The sequence below is a fragment of the Chryseobacterium sp. OSA05B genome, assembly GCF_019970065.1.
Classification (GTDB): domain Bacteria; phylum Bacteroidota; class Bacteroidia; order Flavobacteriales; family Weeksellaceae; genus Chryseobacterium.
This window is the reverse complement of record NZ_JAHXYH010000003.1, coordinates 342,839-360,517: the sequence shown is the minus strand read 5'-3', so window position 1 is coordinate 360,517 and position 17,679 is coordinate 342,839. Positions and strand designations below refer to the sequence as shown.

General features: G+C 40.2%; 19 protein-coding genes. 7 read left to right on the top strand and 12 right to left on the bottom strand.

Going from position 1 to position 17,679, the window contains the following annotated elements:
- The gene (locus LC419_RS13825) at positions 1–801 is read left to right on the top strand and encodes an AraC family transcriptional regulator (RefSeq protein ID WP_223607918.1); all 801 of its coding nucleotides are present in this window, start codon (positions 1–3) and stop codon (positions 799–801) included.
- A 61-nt stretch (positions 802–862) separates the two neighbouring features.
- Positions 863–1,819, top strand: a complete 957-nt coding sequence (locus LC419_RS13820; RefSeq protein ID WP_223607917.1) for a nitrilase family protein — start codon at positions 863–865, stop codon at positions 1,817–1,819.
- Positions 1,820–1,920: 101 nt separating this feature from the next.
- Here the strand turns inward: LC419_RS13820 and LC419_RS13815 are convergent, their stop codons facing one another.
- The 4 genes from LC419_RS13815 to LC419_RS13800 all read right to left on the bottom strand — a co-directional run bounded on the left by LC419_RS13815 (position 1,921) and on the right by LC419_RS13800 (position 3,694).
- Positions 1,921–2,274, bottom strand: coding sequence for a rhodanese-like domain-containing protein (locus LC419_RS13815; protein WP_223607916.1), 354 nt, complete (start codon positions 2,272–2,274; stop codon positions 1,921–1,923).
- Complete coding sequence (locus tag LC419_RS13810) at positions 2,271–2,573, bottom strand: DUF3817 domain-containing protein (RefSeq protein ID WP_223607915.1); 303 nt, start codon at positions 2,571–2,573, stop codon at positions 2,271–2,273. Before LC419_RS13810 ends, LC419_RS13815 begins: the two co-directional genes overlap by 4 nt.
- A gap of 2 nt (positions 2,574–2,575) precedes the next feature.
- Positions 2,576–3,034: a hypothetical protein gene (locus LC419_RS13805; protein WP_223607914.1), complete on the bottom strand. Its 459-nt coding sequence runs from the start codon at positions 3,032–3,034 to the stop codon at positions 2,576–2,578.
- Between the two features lie 69 nt (positions 3,035–3,103).
- Positions 3,104–3,694 (bottom strand): TetR/AcrR family transcriptional regulator, encoded by a 591-nt coding sequence (locus LC419_RS13800; RefSeq protein WP_223607913.1) that lies wholly within the window; start codon positions 3,692–3,694, stop codon positions 3,104–3,106.
- 156 nt (positions 3,695–3,850) lie between these two features.
- Between LC419_RS13800 and LC419_RS13795 the strand changes: the two genes are divergently transcribed.
- The gene (locus LC419_RS13795; RefSeq protein ID WP_223607912.1) at positions 3,851–5,071 is read left to right on the top strand and encodes an MFS transporter; all 1,221 of its coding nucleotides are present in this window, start codon (positions 3,851–3,853) and stop codon (positions 5,069–5,071) included.
- Between the two features lie 99 nt (positions 5,072–5,170).
- Here LC419_RS13795 and pdeM read toward each other — a convergent pair whose 3' ends face one another.
- The 4 genes from pdeM to LC419_RS13775 all read right to left on the bottom strand — a co-directional run bounded on the left by pdeM (position 5,171) and on the right by LC419_RS13775 (position 11,007).
- On the bottom strand, positions 5,171–5,815 hold the full coding sequence (pdeM, locus tag LC419_RS13790; RefSeq protein ID WP_223607911.1) for a ligase-associated DNA damage response endonuclease PdeM: 645 nt from the start codon (positions 5,813–5,815) through the stop codon (positions 5,171–5,173).
- A 140-nt stretch (positions 5,816–5,955) separates the two neighbouring features.
- On the bottom strand, positions 5,956–8,406 hold the full coding sequence (locus LC419_RS13785) for a ligase-associated DNA damage response DEXH box helicase (RefSeq protein WP_223607910.1): 2,451 nt from the start codon (positions 8,404–8,406) through the stop codon (positions 5,956–5,958).
- A 1-nt stretch (position 8,407) separates the two neighbouring features.
- Positions 8,408–9,988 (bottom strand): ATP-dependent DNA ligase, encoded by a 1,581-nt coding sequence (locus LC419_RS13780; protein WP_223607909.1) that lies wholly within the window; start codon positions 9,986–9,988, stop codon positions 8,408–8,410.
- The gene (locus LC419_RS13775; RefSeq protein WP_223607908.1) at positions 9,985–11,007 is read right to left on the bottom strand and encodes a ligase-associated DNA damage response exonuclease; all 1,023 of its coding nucleotides are present in this window, start codon (positions 11,005–11,007) and stop codon (positions 9,985–9,987) included. The genes LC419_RS13780 and LC419_RS13775 overlap by 4 nt, the downstream gene beginning before the upstream one ends.
- A gap of 208 nt (positions 11,008–11,215) precedes the next feature.
- Here LC419_RS13775 and LC419_RS13770 point away from each other — a divergent pair, with 208 nt between their 5' ends.
- From LC419_RS13770 to LC419_RS13760, 3 genes are read left to right on the top strand one after another with little or no spacing between them, the layout of a single operon-like run.
- Positions 11,216–12,007 carry an SDR family oxidoreductase gene (locus tag LC419_RS13770; protein WP_223607907.1) on the top strand — a complete coding sequence of 264 codons (792 nt, stop codon included), beginning with the start codon at positions 11,216–11,218 and terminating at the stop codon, positions 12,005–12,007.
- A 3-nt stretch (positions 12,008–12,010) separates the two neighbouring features.
- Entirely contained in the window at positions 12,011–12,412 is a 402-nt protein-coding gene (locus tag LC419_RS13765; protein ID WP_223607906.1) for a heme-binding protein, read from the top strand.
- An 18-nt stretch (positions 12,413–12,430) separates the two neighbouring features.
- A complete protein-coding gene (locus LC419_RS13760) occupies positions 12,431–13,234 on the top strand; it encodes an AraC family transcriptional regulator (RefSeq protein WP_223607905.1) in 804 nt (267 codons plus the stop codon).
- A gap of 166 nt (positions 13,235–13,400) precedes the next feature.
- Here LC419_RS13760 and LC419_RS13755 read toward each other — a convergent pair whose 3' ends face one another.
- The 4 genes from LC419_RS13755 to LC419_RS13740 form a co-directional block, all read right to left on the bottom strand.
- On the bottom strand, positions 13,401–14,477 hold the full coding sequence (locus LC419_RS13755) for an SDR family oxidoreductase (RefSeq protein WP_223607904.1): 1,077 nt from the start codon (positions 14,475–14,477) through the stop codon (positions 13,401–13,403).
- An 83-nt stretch (positions 14,478–14,560) separates the two neighbouring features.
- Positions 14,561–15,142, bottom strand: coding sequence for a Crp/Fnr family transcriptional regulator (locus LC419_RS13750; protein WP_223607903.1), 582 nt, complete (start codon positions 15,140–15,142; stop codon positions 14,561–14,563).
- Positions 15,143–15,190: 48 nt separating this feature from the next.
- Positions 15,191–15,646, bottom strand: a complete 456-nt coding sequence (locus tag LC419_RS13745) for a PPC domain-containing DNA-binding protein (protein WP_223607902.1) — start codon at positions 15,644–15,646, stop codon at positions 15,191–15,193.
- A gap of 46 nt (positions 15,647–15,692) precedes the next feature.
- Positions 15,693–16,538, bottom strand: coding sequence for an NAD(P)-dependent oxidoreductase (locus tag LC419_RS13740; protein WP_223607901.1), 846 nt, complete (start codon positions 16,536–16,538; stop codon positions 15,693–15,695).
- Between the two features lie 250 nt (positions 16,539–16,788).
- On the opposite strand from LC419_RS13740, the gene LC419_RS13735 reads away from it, so the two are divergent.
- Entirely contained in the window at positions 16,789–17,421 is a 633-nt protein-coding gene (locus LC419_RS13735; protein ID WP_223607900.1) for a chloramphenicol acetyltransferase, read from the top strand.
- The last annotated feature ends 258 nt before the right edge of the window (positions 17,422–17,679 follow it).

Below are 17,679 nucleotides of genomic sequence, written 5' to 3'. Positions count from 1 at the left end.
ATGCAGATCTCTCCTCCCAGGCAGCTGGCCAATTATATTAAACATTATATCTTCTTAGAAAATCCGGAAGATATCACCAAAAATCTGCGATTGTTTGCTGATGGAAATACCGGTTTAATCATCTCCGCAGATATGAATATGCTTGACGGACAGGATAAAAATCTGCCATTATCCTTTTTTTACGGTCAACCCACTCAATATAAAGATTTGAGTACAAAAGGGAAATTTTCAATATTGGCAGTGGTTTTTCAGCCTTATTTTTTCAATCTGCTGTTTGATGTGGCCGCCAAAGACATTAAAAACGAAATTGTTTCCGCTTCGGATATTTTGAAAGATCAGTTGCTGCCATTTCAGGAAAAGCTGGATAACAAAGAAGATCCGAAATCCATAATAGCGGCCCTGAATGCATATTTCATGAAGCTGATCTCCACAAAAAGCAATCCGGATTCCTGGCTCATGAAAGTTCAGCAACATATGCTTCAAAACAGGGGAACTTTATCGCTGAAAGAGCTGGAGCACTTCACTGGATATTCTGAACGCCATATTGAAAGGAAGTTTGATGAAAATATCGGCATATCCCCCAAGAAATACAGTACCATCATCCGGCTTCATCATTTTTTAAGTCTGATGAAAAACAGTACGGATCAGAACAGTATCGCTAGTCTTTCCTACGAAGCAGGATATTCAGATCAGTCGCATCTGATCAGGGAATTCAAAAACACAATCGGATTGACGCCCGGTCAGTACCTGAAAACAGAAAATAAACTGGCTGTCAATTTTATCGAAATTCCGTTTACTTAGCCGATGTCGGTTTTGTACAATCTTCGGATGAGGGTGTCTGCTAGCTTTGCAGAAAAAAAGAATGGACAATCTTAAAGTTTCAACCGCCCAGTTCGAAAATAAAAGCGGTGATAAAGAATACAATCTATCCGTCATAGAAAAATTAGCTGCAGAAGCCGCTTCGAAAGGCTCACAAGTCATTGTTTTTCATGAATGTTCAATTACAGGCTATACTTTTGCCCGGAATCTGACCAAAGAACAGCTTCTGGAAGTCGCAGAATTCATTCCTGATGGGAAAAGCATTCAAAAACTACAGCAGATTGCTTTGAAGCATGATATTACTATTTTGGCAGGATTATTTGAAAAAGATGAAAATGATTATATTTTCAAGGCTTACGTCTGTGTAGATAAAACCGGACTGAAAGCCAAATACAGAAAACTTCACCCATTTATCAACCCACATCTGACGCCAGGAAACGAATACTGTGTTTTTGAAATTCATGGTTGGAAATGCGGAATTCTGATCTGCTATGACAACAATATCGTTGAAAATGTAAGAGCGACCAGGCTTTTGGGGGCAGATATTATTTTCATGCCTCACGTCACCATGTGTACGCCTTCTACAAGGCCGGGAGCAGGTTTTGTAGATCCTGAATTGTGGAAGAACAGGGAAGCCGATTCTACATCGCTCCGCCTGGAATTTGATGGAATGAAAGGCCGGGACTGGCTGATGAAATGGCTGCCTGCCAGAGCTTATGACAACGGAATTTATGCCGTTTTCTCCAATCCGATCGGAATGGATGATGATCAGCTGAAAAATGGGTGTTCAATGATTATTGATCCTTTCGGAGATATCATTGCGGAATGCCGTTCGTTTAATGACAGTTTTGAAACAGCAGTTTTTACCCCAGAAAAACTCACTCAGGCCGGCGGAAGCAGATATGTAAAAGCAAGAAGGCCGGAACTGTACCGCGATATCATCGGTAAGGAACATCATTCTGAACAGAAAGTGGTTTGGATGAAGGATAGTTCTATTTAGTTTTGAAGCGGGAAGTGGGAAGATGGAAGATAGCTATGTCAAGGTGTTAAACCTTGACATGGCTATTGCTAGAAATTCAATCTCAATAATTAGCAACTTCCTTACTTTAGCAATCCCTGAAGGTCAGTCCACGCACCGCCATTGTGCACATGCTTAAATCCTCTTTCTTTTAGAATATTTTCAGCCTTTACACTGCGAAGTCCGTGGGAACATACCGTGATGTACGTTTTTTCACGATCCAGTCCAACATATCTTTCCCTGATGGTTCCCAAAGAAATATTTACCGAACCTTCCATATGTCCCATTTCATATTCTTTCTCAGTTCTTACATCGAGAATGACAGCCCCTTTTTTAATCAACTGATCTAAGCCGTCATCCAAAGTCTGATATTTATAAACCCGGTAAATGATATACACTGTAAGCGCTATTCCGCAAAATATAAGTATCGTTTTCACAATTTGCTCAGAATTTTATTATCGATATAAAAAGTCCCGAAAGGAATAAAACATGCCAGGATCACTTTCCAGGTCGTTTCCTTAAATTTCCATTGTTGCTCAACCCCTACACTTAAAGTATTAAAGAGGAAAAGAAGAAATAAAGTCCCGTGGATTGGGCCCATCATCTTAACAAGAGCGGGATTTCCAAGCCAGTATTTCATTGGAACGGCGATAAATACCAGGGCCAGTAGAGAGATTCCTTCCAGAATCGCCAGAATTCTCAGGCGTCCGATTTTTGTTTTTAATAAATGTATCATAATTATCTGAAATAAGGTCTGTTAACAAAAGGAGAGAACGGCCAGGGAATTGCTATGAAAATAACGGCAAGCGCCACTGCAAACCAGATGAGCATTGTTTTGAATTTTTCCCGGTCTGTAGGTTTTCTTTTGGCTAAAGCGGAACCAATAGTGATCAGTACAATAGCTGTAATCATCAGGGAAATATGAATCAGTCCGAAGAAAAGCATGTCCAGAGATTCTTTGGCTTCACTGAAATTCTTCCAGAAATACTTAACGATTGGACTTTTAACGTAGAGAACAATCCCGAAGATCAGCTGAATATGGGCAATCGTTGCTGTCCAATGTCTGACTGAGTCATCTGTTTTGGAAAATGTTTTGTGATGAGAATATCCTCTATAGGCTCGCCATAAGGCATATATAATACTTAATAAAACGATCCACCGGAATGTGGAGTGCAAAAAGGTAAGGGTCTGGTACATGGATGACTTTTTTGAACGGACCAAAGATAGAATAAAAACATACTAACTAGTATGTTTTTTAAGAAAAAATTATTCCAGAGATTCAAAATAATTTTTAAGTCCTTTTAAATAAATAAGATACACGGATTTTGAATTTTCCAGTTTTCCTAAATTTCTTACGCCCCAATAGCCCGACATCACGAAAACTGCAACTTCCTTGGCATCCACATGATCTTTTATGGAACCTTCTTTCTTCCCGTTTTCGATACAGGCGATCATTGCATTTTCCCAACGTTCTGCAAGCTCGTTCAGTGCTCTGGTGAAATCCATATGCCAGGGAGCCATTTCCTGGGTTAAGTTGGAAGTAGGGCAGCCGTATTCAACCTTAAGAAGATCGTTTTCCATCAAGATGCCATAGACCAGCTGATAAATACTTTCCAGTGGACGATCCGCGTTTTCAAGAGGGTCAATAAAAGTACTTCTGAAGTTGGTTTTCAGAAGTTCATTGATGATGGCCAGTCCCATTTCATCTTTTGTTTTAAAATGATAATAGAACGCCCCTTTCGTTACCTGTGTAGTGGCAATGATCTCATCAACGCTGGTGGTTTTATACCCTTTTACATAGATCAGTTCAAAGGCTTTCTGAAGAATATTCAGGCGGGTGGCTTCCGATTTTTTCATTGAGATATAGACTGGCTTTCCTGCAAAGGAACGGAATTTTTGTCCAAAAAAACAAACTATCATTATTCTGATACTTTACTAGAATTTAAATTATTTTTATAATAAGATAATTCGTCGGAAATTTGTCCTATCAAAATTCAACAAAATTATAACGCAATGAATTATCAAAAAGAAATACAGATCAAAACGGGACCCGCTGTCAAAAGCAAAGGTCTGCCGGCAGCATTATGGGCATTAACCATCAGTGCATTTGGAATTGGAACCACAGAATTCGTGATTGTAGGACTTCTTCCTACAGTAGCAGGAGACCTGGGGATCAGTATCCCGTCAGCAGGACTTCTGGTGAGTCTCTACGCCATCGGAGTAGCGATAGGAGCACCGATACTAACGGCATTAACGGGGAAAATTCCCAGAAAAGCATTGCTGATTTCAATTATGCTTCTATTTGTGATTGGAAACGGATTGGCTTCCATTGCTCCGGGATTTATCACACTGGTAATGGCGAGGATTCTGACCGGATTTGCTCACGGGGTTTATTTCTCCATCGGCTCCACCATTGCAGCATCGTTGGTTCCTGAGGAGAAGAGAGCGACAGCGATCTCAATCATGTTTGCAGGACTTACCCTTGCGATTGTAACCGGAGTTCCACTGGGGACTTTTATCGGACAGCATTTCGGATGGAGAGCAACTTTTATTGGGGTTTCAATTCTTGGAATCATAGGTTTAATCGCAAGTATGCTGCTGGTTCCGAAAAACCTTAAAAGCGACCAGACGGCCTCTTTAAAAAGTCTTCCCAAAGTATTCGGAAACAGACGTATGATCTTTGCCTTTTTAATGACAGCGATGGGATACGGAGGAACTTTTGTGGTATTTACCTATTTATCCCCGATCTTACAGGAGATCACAGGATTTAAGGAATCTACAGTGACTTTTATTCTTCTGATTTACGGGATTGCGATTGCTTTAGGAAACCTTTTAGGTGGGAAAACTGCGAATAAAAATCCTTTAAAAGCGCTTCTGTGGATGTTTGCAGCACAGGGACTGGTATTGTTAGCTTTTTATTTCACAGCAGGGAATCAGATCTTAAGTATTATCACTCTGTTTCTTTTAGGCGGTTTATCTTTTGCAACCGTACCGGGACTTCAGCTTTTGGTGGTACAGATCGCAGAAAAAGAACTGCCTGGAACTGAAGATGTAGCTTCAGGAATCAATATTGCGGCATTTAACATAGGAATTGCGATCGGGTCTTACACCGGAGGTCTTGTTGTAACTTCTTCACTGGGGCTGGCAAGCACACCATGGATCGGAGCTTTATTTTTAGTGGCGACCGTATTGATCACACTTTACAGTATCCGTTTAAGTAAAAATCAAAAATAATTTCCCCTGTTTTTTATATTTTCAAGGACTGGCCGTCATTGGGCAGTCTTTTTGTTTATAGCTTTACCCTCCATTTTGATCTCAGCCTCAGCCTTAAACTCATATTTCATGAATCTCAGAATCTGTAAATACAAAGAATTTCCCTCCTTTAGGAATGTTTTTCGTATCCAGTCCTGTGAATTCACTGAATGCGGGAAGTAATAATTGTTTTTCAGTCTGAACAAAGCAGGGAAGTCTGATCTTTTTTACGGAAGAATTAAGGACAACGCCCGGGTGAATGTGTCCTGTGATCTGAAATTCCTGCAATGTTTTGTCAAAATCATGAATAAAAGTAAAGCCTTCGATGGTTAAAATTTCGGATTTAAAATTTAAGCATAATTTCTTTTCCAGTGCGGCGGATAGACGGTCATGATTTCCTTTAATCAGATAAAACTGAAGATCCGGATACTGATTCCTCCAGCTGCAGAATTCGTCTACATCTGAATTGTCTCCGGCATGAAGCAGATCTCCGACCACAATGAATTTTTCGGGCTGAAAATATTCAATCAGAAAAGAAAGTCTTTCCAGATCACTTTTCATAATATGATTGGCCAAAGCAATTCCATTTTTCCTGAAATGAGCGGTCTTTCCAATGTGAAGGTCCGACAAAATCAATGCTTTTTCCTTTTTCCAAAATGCAGCACGCTGATTAGTTAAGGTGAAAACCTGACTGTTGACGGTGATATTTTTAACTGCGATGTTCAAGTTCTTGTTTTGTAAAATGTATTAATGACTTTCTAAAGGTTGGAAGATGAGAGAGAAGAAGGAAGTTATTATATTGAGACATAGAACCCGCATCCCGCAACAAACTTATCACTCATCATTTATATCTTTGAACTCTAAAACTAAAAGCCTCTTTTCCTCGCCTGTTCCACCATCCGTTTGATCCTCGCATCCAGACTTTCGCTCGAAAGTGTCTGCCTCAAGCTGTCTACTTTGATAGGGAAGCTCAGCGGAGTAAAGGTATGGGAATATTTTAAAATGATTTTTGATTTTTCAATTCTTTTAAAGGCTTCCACCAGCCGTGGTTCCTGGAGCTGCATATTGAAAACTTCGGTATAGGCTTGTCTGACAAGGAAATGATTCGGGTCGTAATCTTCCAGAACTTTAAAAATAAGGCCGGCCGAGCTTTGCAATGACTTATTGGAACGCTGTTTTCCCGCGTAATTCTGAATCACCATTCCTGAAATGACGGCTATATCCCGGAATTTTCTTCTTGCCATTTCTGCGGAATTGATGCTGGCAATGACATCGTTCATGAGGTTCTCACGGGTGAGAATTCTATCCAGATTGTCTTCGTTCAGAGGAATTTCTTTATCGCTGAAAAGTTCAAAACCATAATCATTCATGGCCATTGAAAAAGAAATTGGAACTAGCTTTGAAATACGGTAAGCGATGAGTGCGGCCATCACTTCATGAACCAAACGTCCTTCGAAAGGATACATGAAAAGATGATAACCTTCACGGTTTTTGATTAATTCAACGAGAAATTCATCCTCTTTGGGAATGTGGGAGTTTTTTTCCTGATTGGCCAACAATGGATGTAAAAATTTAAGTTCCTTTTCTGAAGCTTTCGGATTTAAGGCATGGGAAAGCTTTTCTCTTAAAAAATGCCCTAAATTGGAGCTCAAAGGAAGTCTTCCGCCCAGATAGCTTGGCGCCATCGCTTTTCCCTTTGCAGCGCGAACGTAGACGGTCATATCTTTGATCATGGCGACTTCAAGCGTTCGCCCGGCAAGAATAAATTTTTCTTCTTTTTTTAATTTTGAGATAAAATATTCCTCTACCATTCCGATATAACCGCCCGAAATGAATTTTACTTTCAGCATGGCATCACTTACGATAACCCCCATATTCATTCGGTGAAGCATAGCGATTTTCCGTGAAGTGACTTTGTATAAACCGTCTTCCATGATGACGATCTTATGGAATTCTTCGTAATTTTTTAAAACACTTCCGCCGATTGTCAGAAAATCCAGGATACTTTTCCATTCTTCATCGGTCATTTCCTGAAAAGCAAATACTTTTTTGATTCTTTCAAACGTTTCTTCGGGATAAAATCCGTCACCAACCGCCAAAGTCATCATAAACTGAACCAACACATCGAAACACAAAACCTGAGGTTCGCGAGGCTCTATTACTTTCTGTTTCACGGCTTCTTTTAAAGCAGCCACTTCGATCAGTTCGAGAGAATGGGTGGGAACGCAGTAGATTTTAGAGGTTTCAAAAGGGGAGTGTCCACTTCGTCCGGCACGCTGCAGAAATCTGGCGACACCTTTGGCAGAACCGATTTGAATGACGGTATCAACAGGTTTAAAATCAATTCCCAGATCTAAAGAAGAGGTGGAAACGACGGCTTTCAGTTTTCCGGCACTTAAATTCTCTTCAATCCAGATGCGGAGATGGGCATCAATGGAACTGTGGTGAATGGCGATCTGGCCTGCAAAGTCAGGATAAGCATCGAGCAAAAGCTGGTACCACATTTCACTTTGGCTTCGTGTATTGGTAAAAACGATGGTAGATTTTGAATCCAAAATGATGGGAACGATTTTATCTGCTAATTTAGCGCCCAAATGCCCAGCCCACGGCAGAATATCCAGCTCATCCGGAATAACAGGCAGGATGTCTATTTTTTTATGTTCTTTGGCGGTAATTTTTGTCTTTTTGATGTCATAGGGAATTAAAACATCCATCGCTTCATCCAAATTTCCTATGGTTGCTGTAATTCCCCATATTTTTACTTTCGGGACATATTTTCTTAGCTGTGAAATGGCCAGTTCGACCATGACCCCGCGCTTTGAGCCCAAAAGTTCATGCCATTCATCAACGGCGACACATTTCATTTCCTGAAAGAATCTCGCATGATTTTTCTGGCCTAAAAGCAGATGAAGACTTTCAGGAGTGACAACGAGGATTTCAGGCATATTCCTGATCTGCTGCTGTCTCACTTTCTGTTCCGTATCTCCGTTTCTGACCCCCACGGTCCAATCGAGGCCGATTTCATCCATGGCTTCCTGCATCGCTTTTGCGATATCTTTGGACAGGGAACGCAGGGGAGTGATCCAGATCATCTTCAATCCTTTTTTATACTGTTCAGGATGATTCATGAAATCTGAAACCAGCGCAAGGAAAACAGAAAATGTCTTTCCGAATCCTGTAGGTGCCACCACCATTCCGCTGTATCCGCTTCCGAATTTCTGCCAGGTATCGATCTGAAATTTAAAAGGAGAAATGCCTTTATCAGCCATCCATTGCTGAATGACTTTGAATCCGTCGCTATTTTCAAATGCTTTCAAATTATTGGATCAGTTTTTTTATTTCTTCAAGTTCGTCTATTTCGTCTACAGTTTTGTCTTTCCGCCATCTTACAATTCTAGGAAACCTCAGTGCAACACCGCTTTTATGTCTGCTGCTGAATCCGATCCCTTCAAACGCAATTTCAAACACGAGTTCAGCTTTCACCGTACGTACCGGACCGAATTTTTCAATGGCATTTTTATTGACAAACCGGCTGACCTCCATAATTTCTTTATCCGTCAGTCCCGAATAGGCTTTCGCAATGGTCACCAGAGCATCTCCGTTTTTTACGGCGAATGTGTAATCTGTGTAGTAGGCACTTCGTCGGCCGCTTCCTTTCTGGGCATAAATAAGGACTGCATCAATGGTGAGCGGACTTACTTTCCATTTCCACCAGTCGCCTTTTTTTCTTCCGGAATGGTAGGGGGAATTCTTTTGTTTCAGCATAAGACCTTCACTGTTGATATCCCTTGAGCCTTCCCGTATGGCATTCAGGTCTTCCCATTTTTCAAATTCAATGACTTCAGAAAGTTTAATATTTGGAGGGGATTCATTCAACAATAATTCTTCCAGCATGGCCCGTCTGGCTGCGATGGATTTTTCGCGGAGATCGGTTCCTTCCAGTTCAAGAAGATCGTAAACAAAGACTTCAATCGGAATATCTGCGAGCATTTTTTTAGTTAAAGTTTTCCTGTTTAATCTTTTCTGTAATTCATTAAAATTTAATACATTATAATCCTTTACCGCAAGTATTTCTCCATCTAAAACAAAGTTACCTCTCATAACCTGTACCACATCTCTGATTTCCGGAAACTGATCGGTAACCAGCTCTTCACCTCTGGACCAGATAAAGACTTCATCATTCCTTTTGATGATCTGTCCTCGGATTCCGTCCCACTTATATTCGATCTGCCAGTCTTCAGGATTTCCGAGTTCTACCAGCTCTTTTTCCAGAGGATAAGCCAGACAAAACGGATAGGGTTTTGAATTATCCGGATTGATATTCTCAGCCGAAATGAGTTCCTGAAATGAAACTTCTCCGGGAAGCCATTTACCCATCAGACTATGCATTAAAGTGCTGGATTCCTGAGATGAAAATTTGGTCAAAGCATTGATCAAAGTTTTATCCGAAACTCCGATTCTGAAACTTCCGCCTAGTAATTTATTAAAGATTAAGCGTTCTGTATAATCCAGTCCGTTCCATGATTGCAAGACAAATTCTTTCTTTTCTGTTTCTGATTTGTCCTTTAAACTGACAATATCCAACATCCATTGAGAAAGGGTACGGTCAATTTTTTCTGACGGAGGAGGAAGAATAAGAGAAATGGTCTCACCCAAATCTCCCACCGAAGAATAGCTTTCCTGAAATAACCAAAACGGAAGTTTTGTGATCTCCAGTGCCCATTCTTTCATATAATTGGTGTTGACATTTCTTTTCGGTCTTTTGCCTGTAAACAAGGCAATAAACCATACTTTATCTTCATCGGGAGCACGTTCAAGATAATCGATGATAGCATCTATTTTAGCATTGGTCTTATTGGTCGTTTCCAAGGCATTGATTAAATCTGCAAAATGTTTCATGGCTCGGGATTTTCAATGATTTCTTTTTCAGATTCTTCTTCATCTTCACCAAACAGGGTTTCTACAACATCTGCTTTGATGCCGATTTCATTTAAATATTTTGAGAAGATTTCGGTCTGTCCGTGGGTAACGTGTACGATCTCGGCTTCTGTAGCTTTTACGGCCTGCAAAAGCCCTTTCCAGTCGGCGTGATCGCTCATGGCAAATCCTGCATCTGCACTGCGCCATCTTCTGGCTCCACGTACCTGCATCCATCCTGAACAGATCGCTGTAGCAGCATCCGGTATTTTTCTAATGATATTGCTGTCCAGCAAAGCAGGAGGAACAATAACGATTTCGTGCTGAACTTCTTTTGGGTTTTCCTTAAAATCAGCGATCTTGTAATCCGGAAGAGTAATACCAACGGATTCAAAGGCTTCATTCAGTCTTCCAATGGAATTGTGAACATAGATTTTCCCTAAACCTTCTACAGCTTTCATAATTCGCTGAGCTTTTCCTAAAGAATACCCTATAAATACAGATGTTTTTGAATTTTCCTGGTTTTTAAGCACCCAGGATTGAAGTTTTTTATTGAGATCAGGAACTTCCAGCCAGTTGTAAATCGGCAGTCCGAAAGTACTTTCGGTTACAAATTCATTGCATTTTACCAATTCAAACGGAGTACTCAGACCATCTTCCTGTACTTTGTAATCTCCTGAAATGACGGTGACATACCCTTTGTATTCCAACCTGATCTGGGCTGATCCTATAATGTGTCCGGCAGGATGCACCGAAACTTTCACTCCGTTTAGAATCACCGTTTCACCATATTCAACGCTCTGGCATTCAATATCCATTCCGATCCTTTGATAAAGAATAGGTTTTGTATAGTGATGACAAAGATATTTTTTCATTCCCCATCGGGCATGGTCGGCATGTCCGTGTGTGATGACTGCGAGATCAACGGGTCTCCACGGATCGATATAGAATTTCCCTTGCGGACAGTAAATCCCCTTTTTTGTGAATGTGATTAATTTCAATGGTGTGATTGGTTTATGTTTTACATTCAAAAATCCCACCAAAATAGGATAATCACTTAATTATATAGCAAAGTATGGTATCTGAAAATACATATGGTTATATTTTCTTTTATTCTGAACCTCCTACCAATAAAATATTGAGCTTCACACCAACAATCTTCCCTCCAAAATCCCTGAAATTTGTCTCTGTAACAATAAGAAATACAAAATGAGCAAAACTATTTTAATTACGGGTGCAGCAAGCGGTTTCGGGAAGATAGCCGCATTTGATCTGGCTAAAAAAGGACACAAAGTAATTGCTACCGCACAGGTTTATCCACAGGTGAGTGATTTAATCCGGGAAGCGGGTGAACAGGGAATTGAATTGACCGTTGATAAACTGGATGTAACCAATTCCAGAGAGATCGCATATATTCATCAAAAGTATGATATTGATATTTTAATCAGTAATGCCGGTATTATGGAAGGAGGTCCTATCGCTGAGCAACCGTTGGAATTTATCCGTTCTATGTTTGATGTGAATGTTTTCGGTGCATTGGAGCTTGCACAGGGTTTCGCTAAGAAACTGATTGAGCAGAAAAAGCCGGGTAAAATTGTATTCACTACTTCTATGGGAGGTTTATGGACCGTACCTTATGTTGCAGCATACTGTGCTTCTAAACATGCAATGGAATCTATTGCGGAAGGCTTAAAAACCGAACTGGCACCATTCAACATCAAGATCGCAACGTGTAATCCTGGAGTTTTCGGAACGGGATTTAATGACAGAGGAGTAGATTCTATCTTCCGTTGGTATGATCCTAAAGTGAATTTCACACCGGCATCTTCTTTCGATGGCGTTGCTGAATCTCTTGCGCATCAGTTGGATCCTCAGTCTATGGCCGATGTGATCGTGAATGTAGCACTCGATGAAAATTCCAATTTCAGAAATGTACATCCTAAAGAAACGGAAGATTTTGTAAAACAGCTTCAGGCGGATGCTTGGACGGCAAAAAGTTAAATCATGAGCATTACTTATAAGCAGGCTGCAAAAGCACTTCAGGCAGCCATAGAAAAAGCAGGATCTATCAATATTCCCGTAAGTATTGTGGTGGTGGATAACGGCGGACATCTTATGACCTTAGCACGACTGGACAGCGTTTATGGGGTCATCGATTTTGCTCTTAAAAAAGCAAGAACCGCAGTAATGTTCGGAGTTGACAGCGATGTGATGGGAACAATCATTTCGGGAGCAGATATGCACGGATATGGTATGCTGAATTCCAATGACGGACTTTTGACGATTGCCGGTGGAGTAGTGATCAAAGATGCTGAGGGGAAAATCATCGGAGCCATAGCGTCTTCCGGGGGAACTCCAGAGCAGGATAAAGAGATTGCAGAGGCCGGTGCTTCTGTTGTGGGTTAAATTTCAGATATTTGTATCATGGAGAGAACTTCTGAGATCATATTCGACAAACTGGTGTATTCATGTGCTTTTGAAACGTACAGGGGACATGAAGAATTTATTCCGGATCATTTCCTGGGTTTTCAGCTGTCTGGTGAAACAGATGCTTTTCACGATAAAGGAAAGACGGTCATAAAAGAAAACACAGTCGTTCTGGTACGGAAAAATCAACTGATCCGTACGGTAAAGCATCCATCAAAGAATGAAAAGTATCAGTTTCTTTCCATAGCGCTTGATCAGGAAACACTTCGACAGTATGCTGCTGAAAATAAAATGACTGCAACGGAAAGATTTCCAGATACCGAAAAGTTGTTTTTTGAACCTGATGAATTTTTCAGGGGGTATTTTGTCTCGCTGCTGCCGTATGTTGATAAGACTAAAACAGCAACTTCGAGATTGGTTGTTTTAAAGATCAAAGAAGCGATAGAATTGATTCTCCAGAGCAATCCGGATTTTAAAAACCTTCTTTTTGACTTTTCTGAACCGCATAAGATTGATCTGAAAGAATACATGCATAAAAACTTCATGTTTAATGTATCTGTGGAAACTTTTGCCAGGCTTACAGGCCGCAGTCTGTCGGGATTTAAGCGTGATTTCAACAAAGCATTCAACACAACACCCAAACAGTGGCTTAAAGAAAAAAGACTGGAAGAAGCCTATTATCTGATCCGGCACAGAGATAAAAAACCTTCGGATATTTATCTTGAACTGGGATTTGAAAATCTTTCTCATTTCTATTATTCTTTCAAACAGAAGTTCGGAATGACAACGAGTGAGATTTAAATAAAAAAGCACATTAATCATAAAAAGGAGCAGCGATAAACTGCTCCTTTTGTTTGTAAGGTCGGGAAGAAGGAAGTTATTGGCAACGTGGTCAGAACTGCAGGATAGTTGTATTAGGATATCAAGAGGAACTTCCAGCCTCCCTCTTCCTGTTTCCAAACTCAGATTAAGGAATCAGTCTTTCCGCCCTCAGCTTTTCAAACAGTTCCGTGAAAGAATCTTCCGTATTCTGATAGGCTGTAAAACCAAGTTTCCTGCTTTTAGCCATATCACACATCACTTCCAGAGGTCTTCCAAGGTCCAGATCGGTATGCCATGCAGATGCCAGTCTCTTGATGTTATTCTCTTTTAAACTGTATTTTTCTGCTATTTCTTTCCAGATTTTACCTTTCGTACTCAATGTATTTTCAAGCGGTCTTACTGTTCCGTCAAAATCTTCTCCTTCAATACCAAACCAGTCTGCTAGCCTTTTCCAAAGCCATTTCCATCGGAATACATCTCCATTCGCAATATTGAAAGCCTGATTCTTTGCAGACTCGGTAGTAGAAGCCCAAACGAGCTGTTTGGCTAAAATTCTGGCATCTGTAACATCAGACACGCCATTCCATTGTTCGGCAGATCCCGGCCAGATCATTTTCTGTCCTTTTTCCTTACAGATACTGGCGTACACCGCAAGAGTAGTTCCCATATTCATCAGATTGCCCACTGCATACCCGATTACCGTATGAGGTCTGTGAATACTCCAGGTAAATCCGTCTCTTTCCGAAGCCTGATATACTTCGTCTTCTTGTGCATAGTAAAAATTGGGAAGTGGAAGTCTCGGATGTTCTTCTCTGACCGGAGTTTCTGGAAGTTTTCCTTCTTTAGCATAGGCTTCAAAAGGTCCTAAATAATGTTTCAGACCTGTCACCAAAGCGACATGCTTTACCGATTGTTTGGGAGCCAGCACATCCAATAGATTCCTTACCAAAGCACTGTTCACACGGATGTTTTCTTCTTCTGTATCGTTTCGCATCCAGGTTGTGAAATAAACGTGAGTGGGAGAGATTCCATTCAGCGCTGAATTTAAGCTTTTGATATCCAGTAGATCAGCCTTTACCGGGATCAGTTCCGGGATGTTGTTATTTGTATTTCTGGAAAGTCCGTAAACGGTCCATCCCTGTGAAATTAGTTCTTCTGCAAGATTACTGCCTGTAATTCCTGTCGCACCGACTACCAGTGCTATGTTTTTTCCATTGTCCATATCCGTAAAATTTCTTGTACAAAATTATGGACAGGAGATGGCGGAAACACTTGACCTGCGTCATGCATTAGTGTTGATCCAGATCAAGTATTAAGAGACCATTTTTTTCGTATCCTGCTAACGGTTTCGGGAGCAAGCCCAAGGTAAGAAGCGATAAGATTATGGGGAACTCTCTTGATAATTTCAGGACTTCTTTGGGCAAACTGCATGTATTTTTCTTCTGCAGTAAAGCTGTTGGAAACCATCAGCCTGTAATCTTTTGTGACCAGACTGTTTTGATAAAGAATTCTAAAATAGCGGTCCATTACAGGGATTTCCAACATCATTCTTTCGTAATCTTCCAGCGTGATCATCAATACTTCGGTTTCTTCTACGGCATCAATATTCAGAACTGCTTTTTCCTGATGAATGAAACTGTTGAAATCAGAAATCCACCATCCTTCGAACGCAAACATATTGATCCGCTCGTTTCCTTTTTCATCCAGGGCGTAAGATTTGAGTAAACCTTTAATGACAAATGAAAGGCATTTGCAGATATCACCTTCCTGAAGTAGATACTGTTTCTTTCGCAATTTTTTGGACGTAAAAAAAGATGGAAGCTGATTGATCTGTTCTTCGGGAAGCTCAACTTTGTTTTGGATATGGGAAAGTAAGATGTCAAGCATCAGGAAAATATTTAGTCAAAAATACTACTTTCAATGCAGTATGTCATTTCATTTTTCAAAATCATAGAAATTGATCCCGACTTCTTCATTCTTAATTTTTACGACTCTGGTATTTAACGGATAGAAAATAAATTCTCCGGCACCGCGGATTTTAGCGTCCAAAAGATGCCCTGCCAAAGCTGTATAATCCTCTCTTCCCAGCGTAATATGCATATGAAGCGCCGGTTTTCCATCGATTTCAGAAATATTTCCGGAAATGTTGGTCACTTCCATCTGTTCATGAAAAGTTTTATCAAAATACTTTTTATCGGAAGGTTTGAAAAACCGAAGTGTGGCCTCGTTTACAGCACCAATCCCTGTAAGTTCTCCGGCCTTTATATCCTGGCTTTTAACAAAATCAGTCAAAGCATCAACGATACTTGATTGATCTTCGATGCTGACAATATAAATGGGTCCTGTTTTTCTTGCAGACCAGTGAGTTCCTTTAAAATTTTGTGTATCCATAATATTTACCGTTAAATATGTTTGCAAATCAGAACTTTCCCCTTATTTATTTTTTCAGATAATTGATAATGCCGATTACATCATCTTTACCGAAGCCTTGATCATGAGCTGCCTGATAAGTTTCGCCTAAAACCTTTGATAATGGAAAATCTGCACCAGCATTTTGAGCTAGGAGAATATCTTTCAGCATCAGGTCCAGAGCAAAGGCAGGATCATAATTATTATTGATCAATAGGGGTGTTTTCACTTTCGTGGCACCACTTCCGCTTGCACTTTCATTGATGATTTCAAGCATCGCCGTACGCTCAATTCCCAGCTGATCTGCAAACAGCACCGTTTCTGCCAACCCTTGATAAATAGCGGAAAGAAAGTAATTAATCGATAGTTTTCCGGCAATTCCTTTTCCATTTTCGCCCAGATGTTTGACCGCTTTTCCAAGTTTTTCGAGATAAGGCATCGCTCTCTGAAGGTCCTTTTCTTCGCCACCGGCCATAATAATCAGTGTGCCTTCTGCAGCCGGCATGGTACTTCCTGCCACGGGAGCATCAATGAATGATCCTTCCTTTATTTTAATAGCTCCGGAAATTTCACCGGTGGCCTGCGGGGAAATAGTACTCATATCGATAAAGAGTTTTCCACTGATATCTGATTTTAAAATTTCTTCGTAAACCGCTTTCACTGCACGGTCATCGGTAAGCATAGTGAATATGATGCTGTTGTTCTGAACCAGCTCAGTAATTTGAGTATAAACCGTCGATTGCTCTTTAAAACCCTCCACTTTTTCAGGTGACCTGTTGTACACCGAGAGTGGGAATCCCGCTTTTTCAAGATTTTTAGCCATAGGATGGCCCATATTTCCTAATCCGATGAATCCGATTTTTTCTGTCTCCATAATATATGTTTAATTATTATTAAGTAGGGCTTCTTTAGTAGGTAAGCCCGAAGAATGGTAGTAAGAAAATATACAATACAGCATAAAGATCTAATATTGTAAACCTGTTCTGTTTGCATCAAAAAACCGACCAAAATTAACTGCTGATACTAAGTTTTCATTATATCTCCGATGCTTTATTTCTATGTTTTTTTCCTGATAAACTTTTAAAACCGGGAAAACTTACGGAAATTTGCAGCAAATAAAATCAATGAAGATCTTAGACATCGAAAACTGGAACAGAAAAGAGCATTTTGAATTTTTCTCTAAAATGGCAAGCCCGTACTTTGGCTTTACCACGGAAGTGGACTGTACAAAAGCTTATGATTATGCAAAGAAAAACGGACATTCTTTTTTCGCAACCTATCTTCACCGTTCAATGGTAGCAGTGAATGCTGTGGATGAGCTGAAACTTAGAATTGTAGATGATCAGGTAGTTTTATACGATGCTATTCATGCTGGAACTACGATCGGCAGGGCAGATGGTACTTTTGGTTTTGCATTTATTCCTTTTTCTAAAGATTTTAACGTGTTTAATGCAGTGATGCAGGACGAAATAGAAGATGTACAGCGAACATCAGGGATCAGAATGAATAACGGTGAACTTGGGAAAGATCTCATCAGACATTCAACCATTCCCTGGAATTCTTTCAGTGCGTTATTGCATCCTACCAACTTTAATAATTCGGAATCTGTCCCAAAGATCACATTCGGAAAATTCAGTATCCGTGACGGTAAAAAGTATCTTCCGGTTTCTGTGGAAGCCCATCACGGGCTGGCAGACGGCATTCATATTGCGAAATATCTGGAGGGATTTCAGAGACAGCTTGATGGGGAGGGATAAGTTATGAGTAATGAGTTTGTGTCGGGATTCGGGTGTACGTTCAGTGGTGCTGTATATGGTGCGGGATGTAGAATTTATAATGATAAGTTATTTTATAGAACTTCTATCCTCTAAAATCTACTCTCACATTTTACGGAAAACCGTAAGGCATTTTTTTTAATTCTGAATATTTTTGAATCTATAATATTGCTATATTAGAAAGTTGATTTTTACTATCAACACAAGCTAATTAACCAATAAACTCGATGTATTTAAGAT

Excerpts from the sequence above, each read along its gene's own strand:
- LC419_RS13825 (WP_223607918.1), top strand. The coding sequence starts at position 1 with ATGCAGATCTCTCCTCCCAGGCAGCTGGCCAATTATATTAAACATTAT.
- LC419_RS13820 (WP_223607917.1), top strand. The coding sequence starts at position 863 with ATGGACAATCTTAAAGTTTCAACCGCCCAGTTCGAAAATAAAAGCGGT.
- LC419_RS13810 (WP_223607915.1), bottom strand. The coding sequence starts at position 2,573 with ATGATACATTTATTAAAAACAAAAATCGGACGCCTGAGAATTCTGGCG.
- LC419_RS13805 (WP_223607914.1), bottom strand. The coding sequence starts at position 3,034 with ATGTACCAGACCCTTACCTTTTTGCACTCCACATTCCGGTGGATCGTT.
- LC419_RS13800 (WP_223607913.1), bottom strand. The coding sequence starts at position 3,694 with ATGAAAAAATCGGAAGCCACCCGCCTGAATATTCTTCAGAAAGCCTTT.
- LC419_RS13795 (WP_223607912.1), top strand. The coding sequence starts at position 3,851 with ATGAATTATCAAAAAGAAATACAGATCAAAACGGGACCCGCTGTCAAA.
- LC419_RS13780 (WP_223607909.1), bottom strand. The coding sequence starts at position 9,988 with ATGAAACATTTTGCAGATTTAATCAATGCCTTGGAAACGACCAATAAG.
- LC419_RS13770 (WP_223607907.1), top strand. The coding sequence starts at position 11,216 with ATGAGCAAAACTATTTTAATTACGGGTGCAGCAAGCGGTTTCGGGAAG.
- LC419_RS13765 (WP_223607906.1), top strand. The coding sequence starts at position 12,011 with ATGAGCATTACTTATAAGCAGGCTGCAAAAGCACTTCAGGCAGCCATA.
- LC419_RS13760 (WP_223607905.1), top strand. The coding sequence starts at position 12,431 with ATGGAGAGAACTTCTGAGATCATATTCGACAAACTGGTGTATTCATGT.
- LC419_RS13755 (WP_223607904.1), bottom strand. The coding sequence starts at position 14,477 with ATGGACAATGGAAAAAACATAGCACTGGTAGTCGGTGCGACAGGAATT.
- LC419_RS13750 (WP_223607903.1), bottom strand. The coding sequence starts at position 15,142 with ATGCTTGACATCTTACTTTCCCATATCCAAAACAAAGTTGAGCTTCCC.
- LC419_RS13745 (WP_223607902.1), bottom strand. The coding sequence starts at position 15,646 with ATGGATACACAAAATTTTAAAGGAACTCACTGGTCTGCAAGAAAAACA.
- LC419_RS13740 (WP_223607901.1), bottom strand. The coding sequence starts at position 16,538 with ATGGAGACAGAAAAAATCGGATTCATCGGATTAGGAAATATGGGCCAT.
- LC419_RS13735 (WP_223607900.1), top strand. The coding sequence starts at position 16,789 with ATGAAGATCTTAGACATCGAAAACTGGAACAGAAAAGAGCATTTTGAA.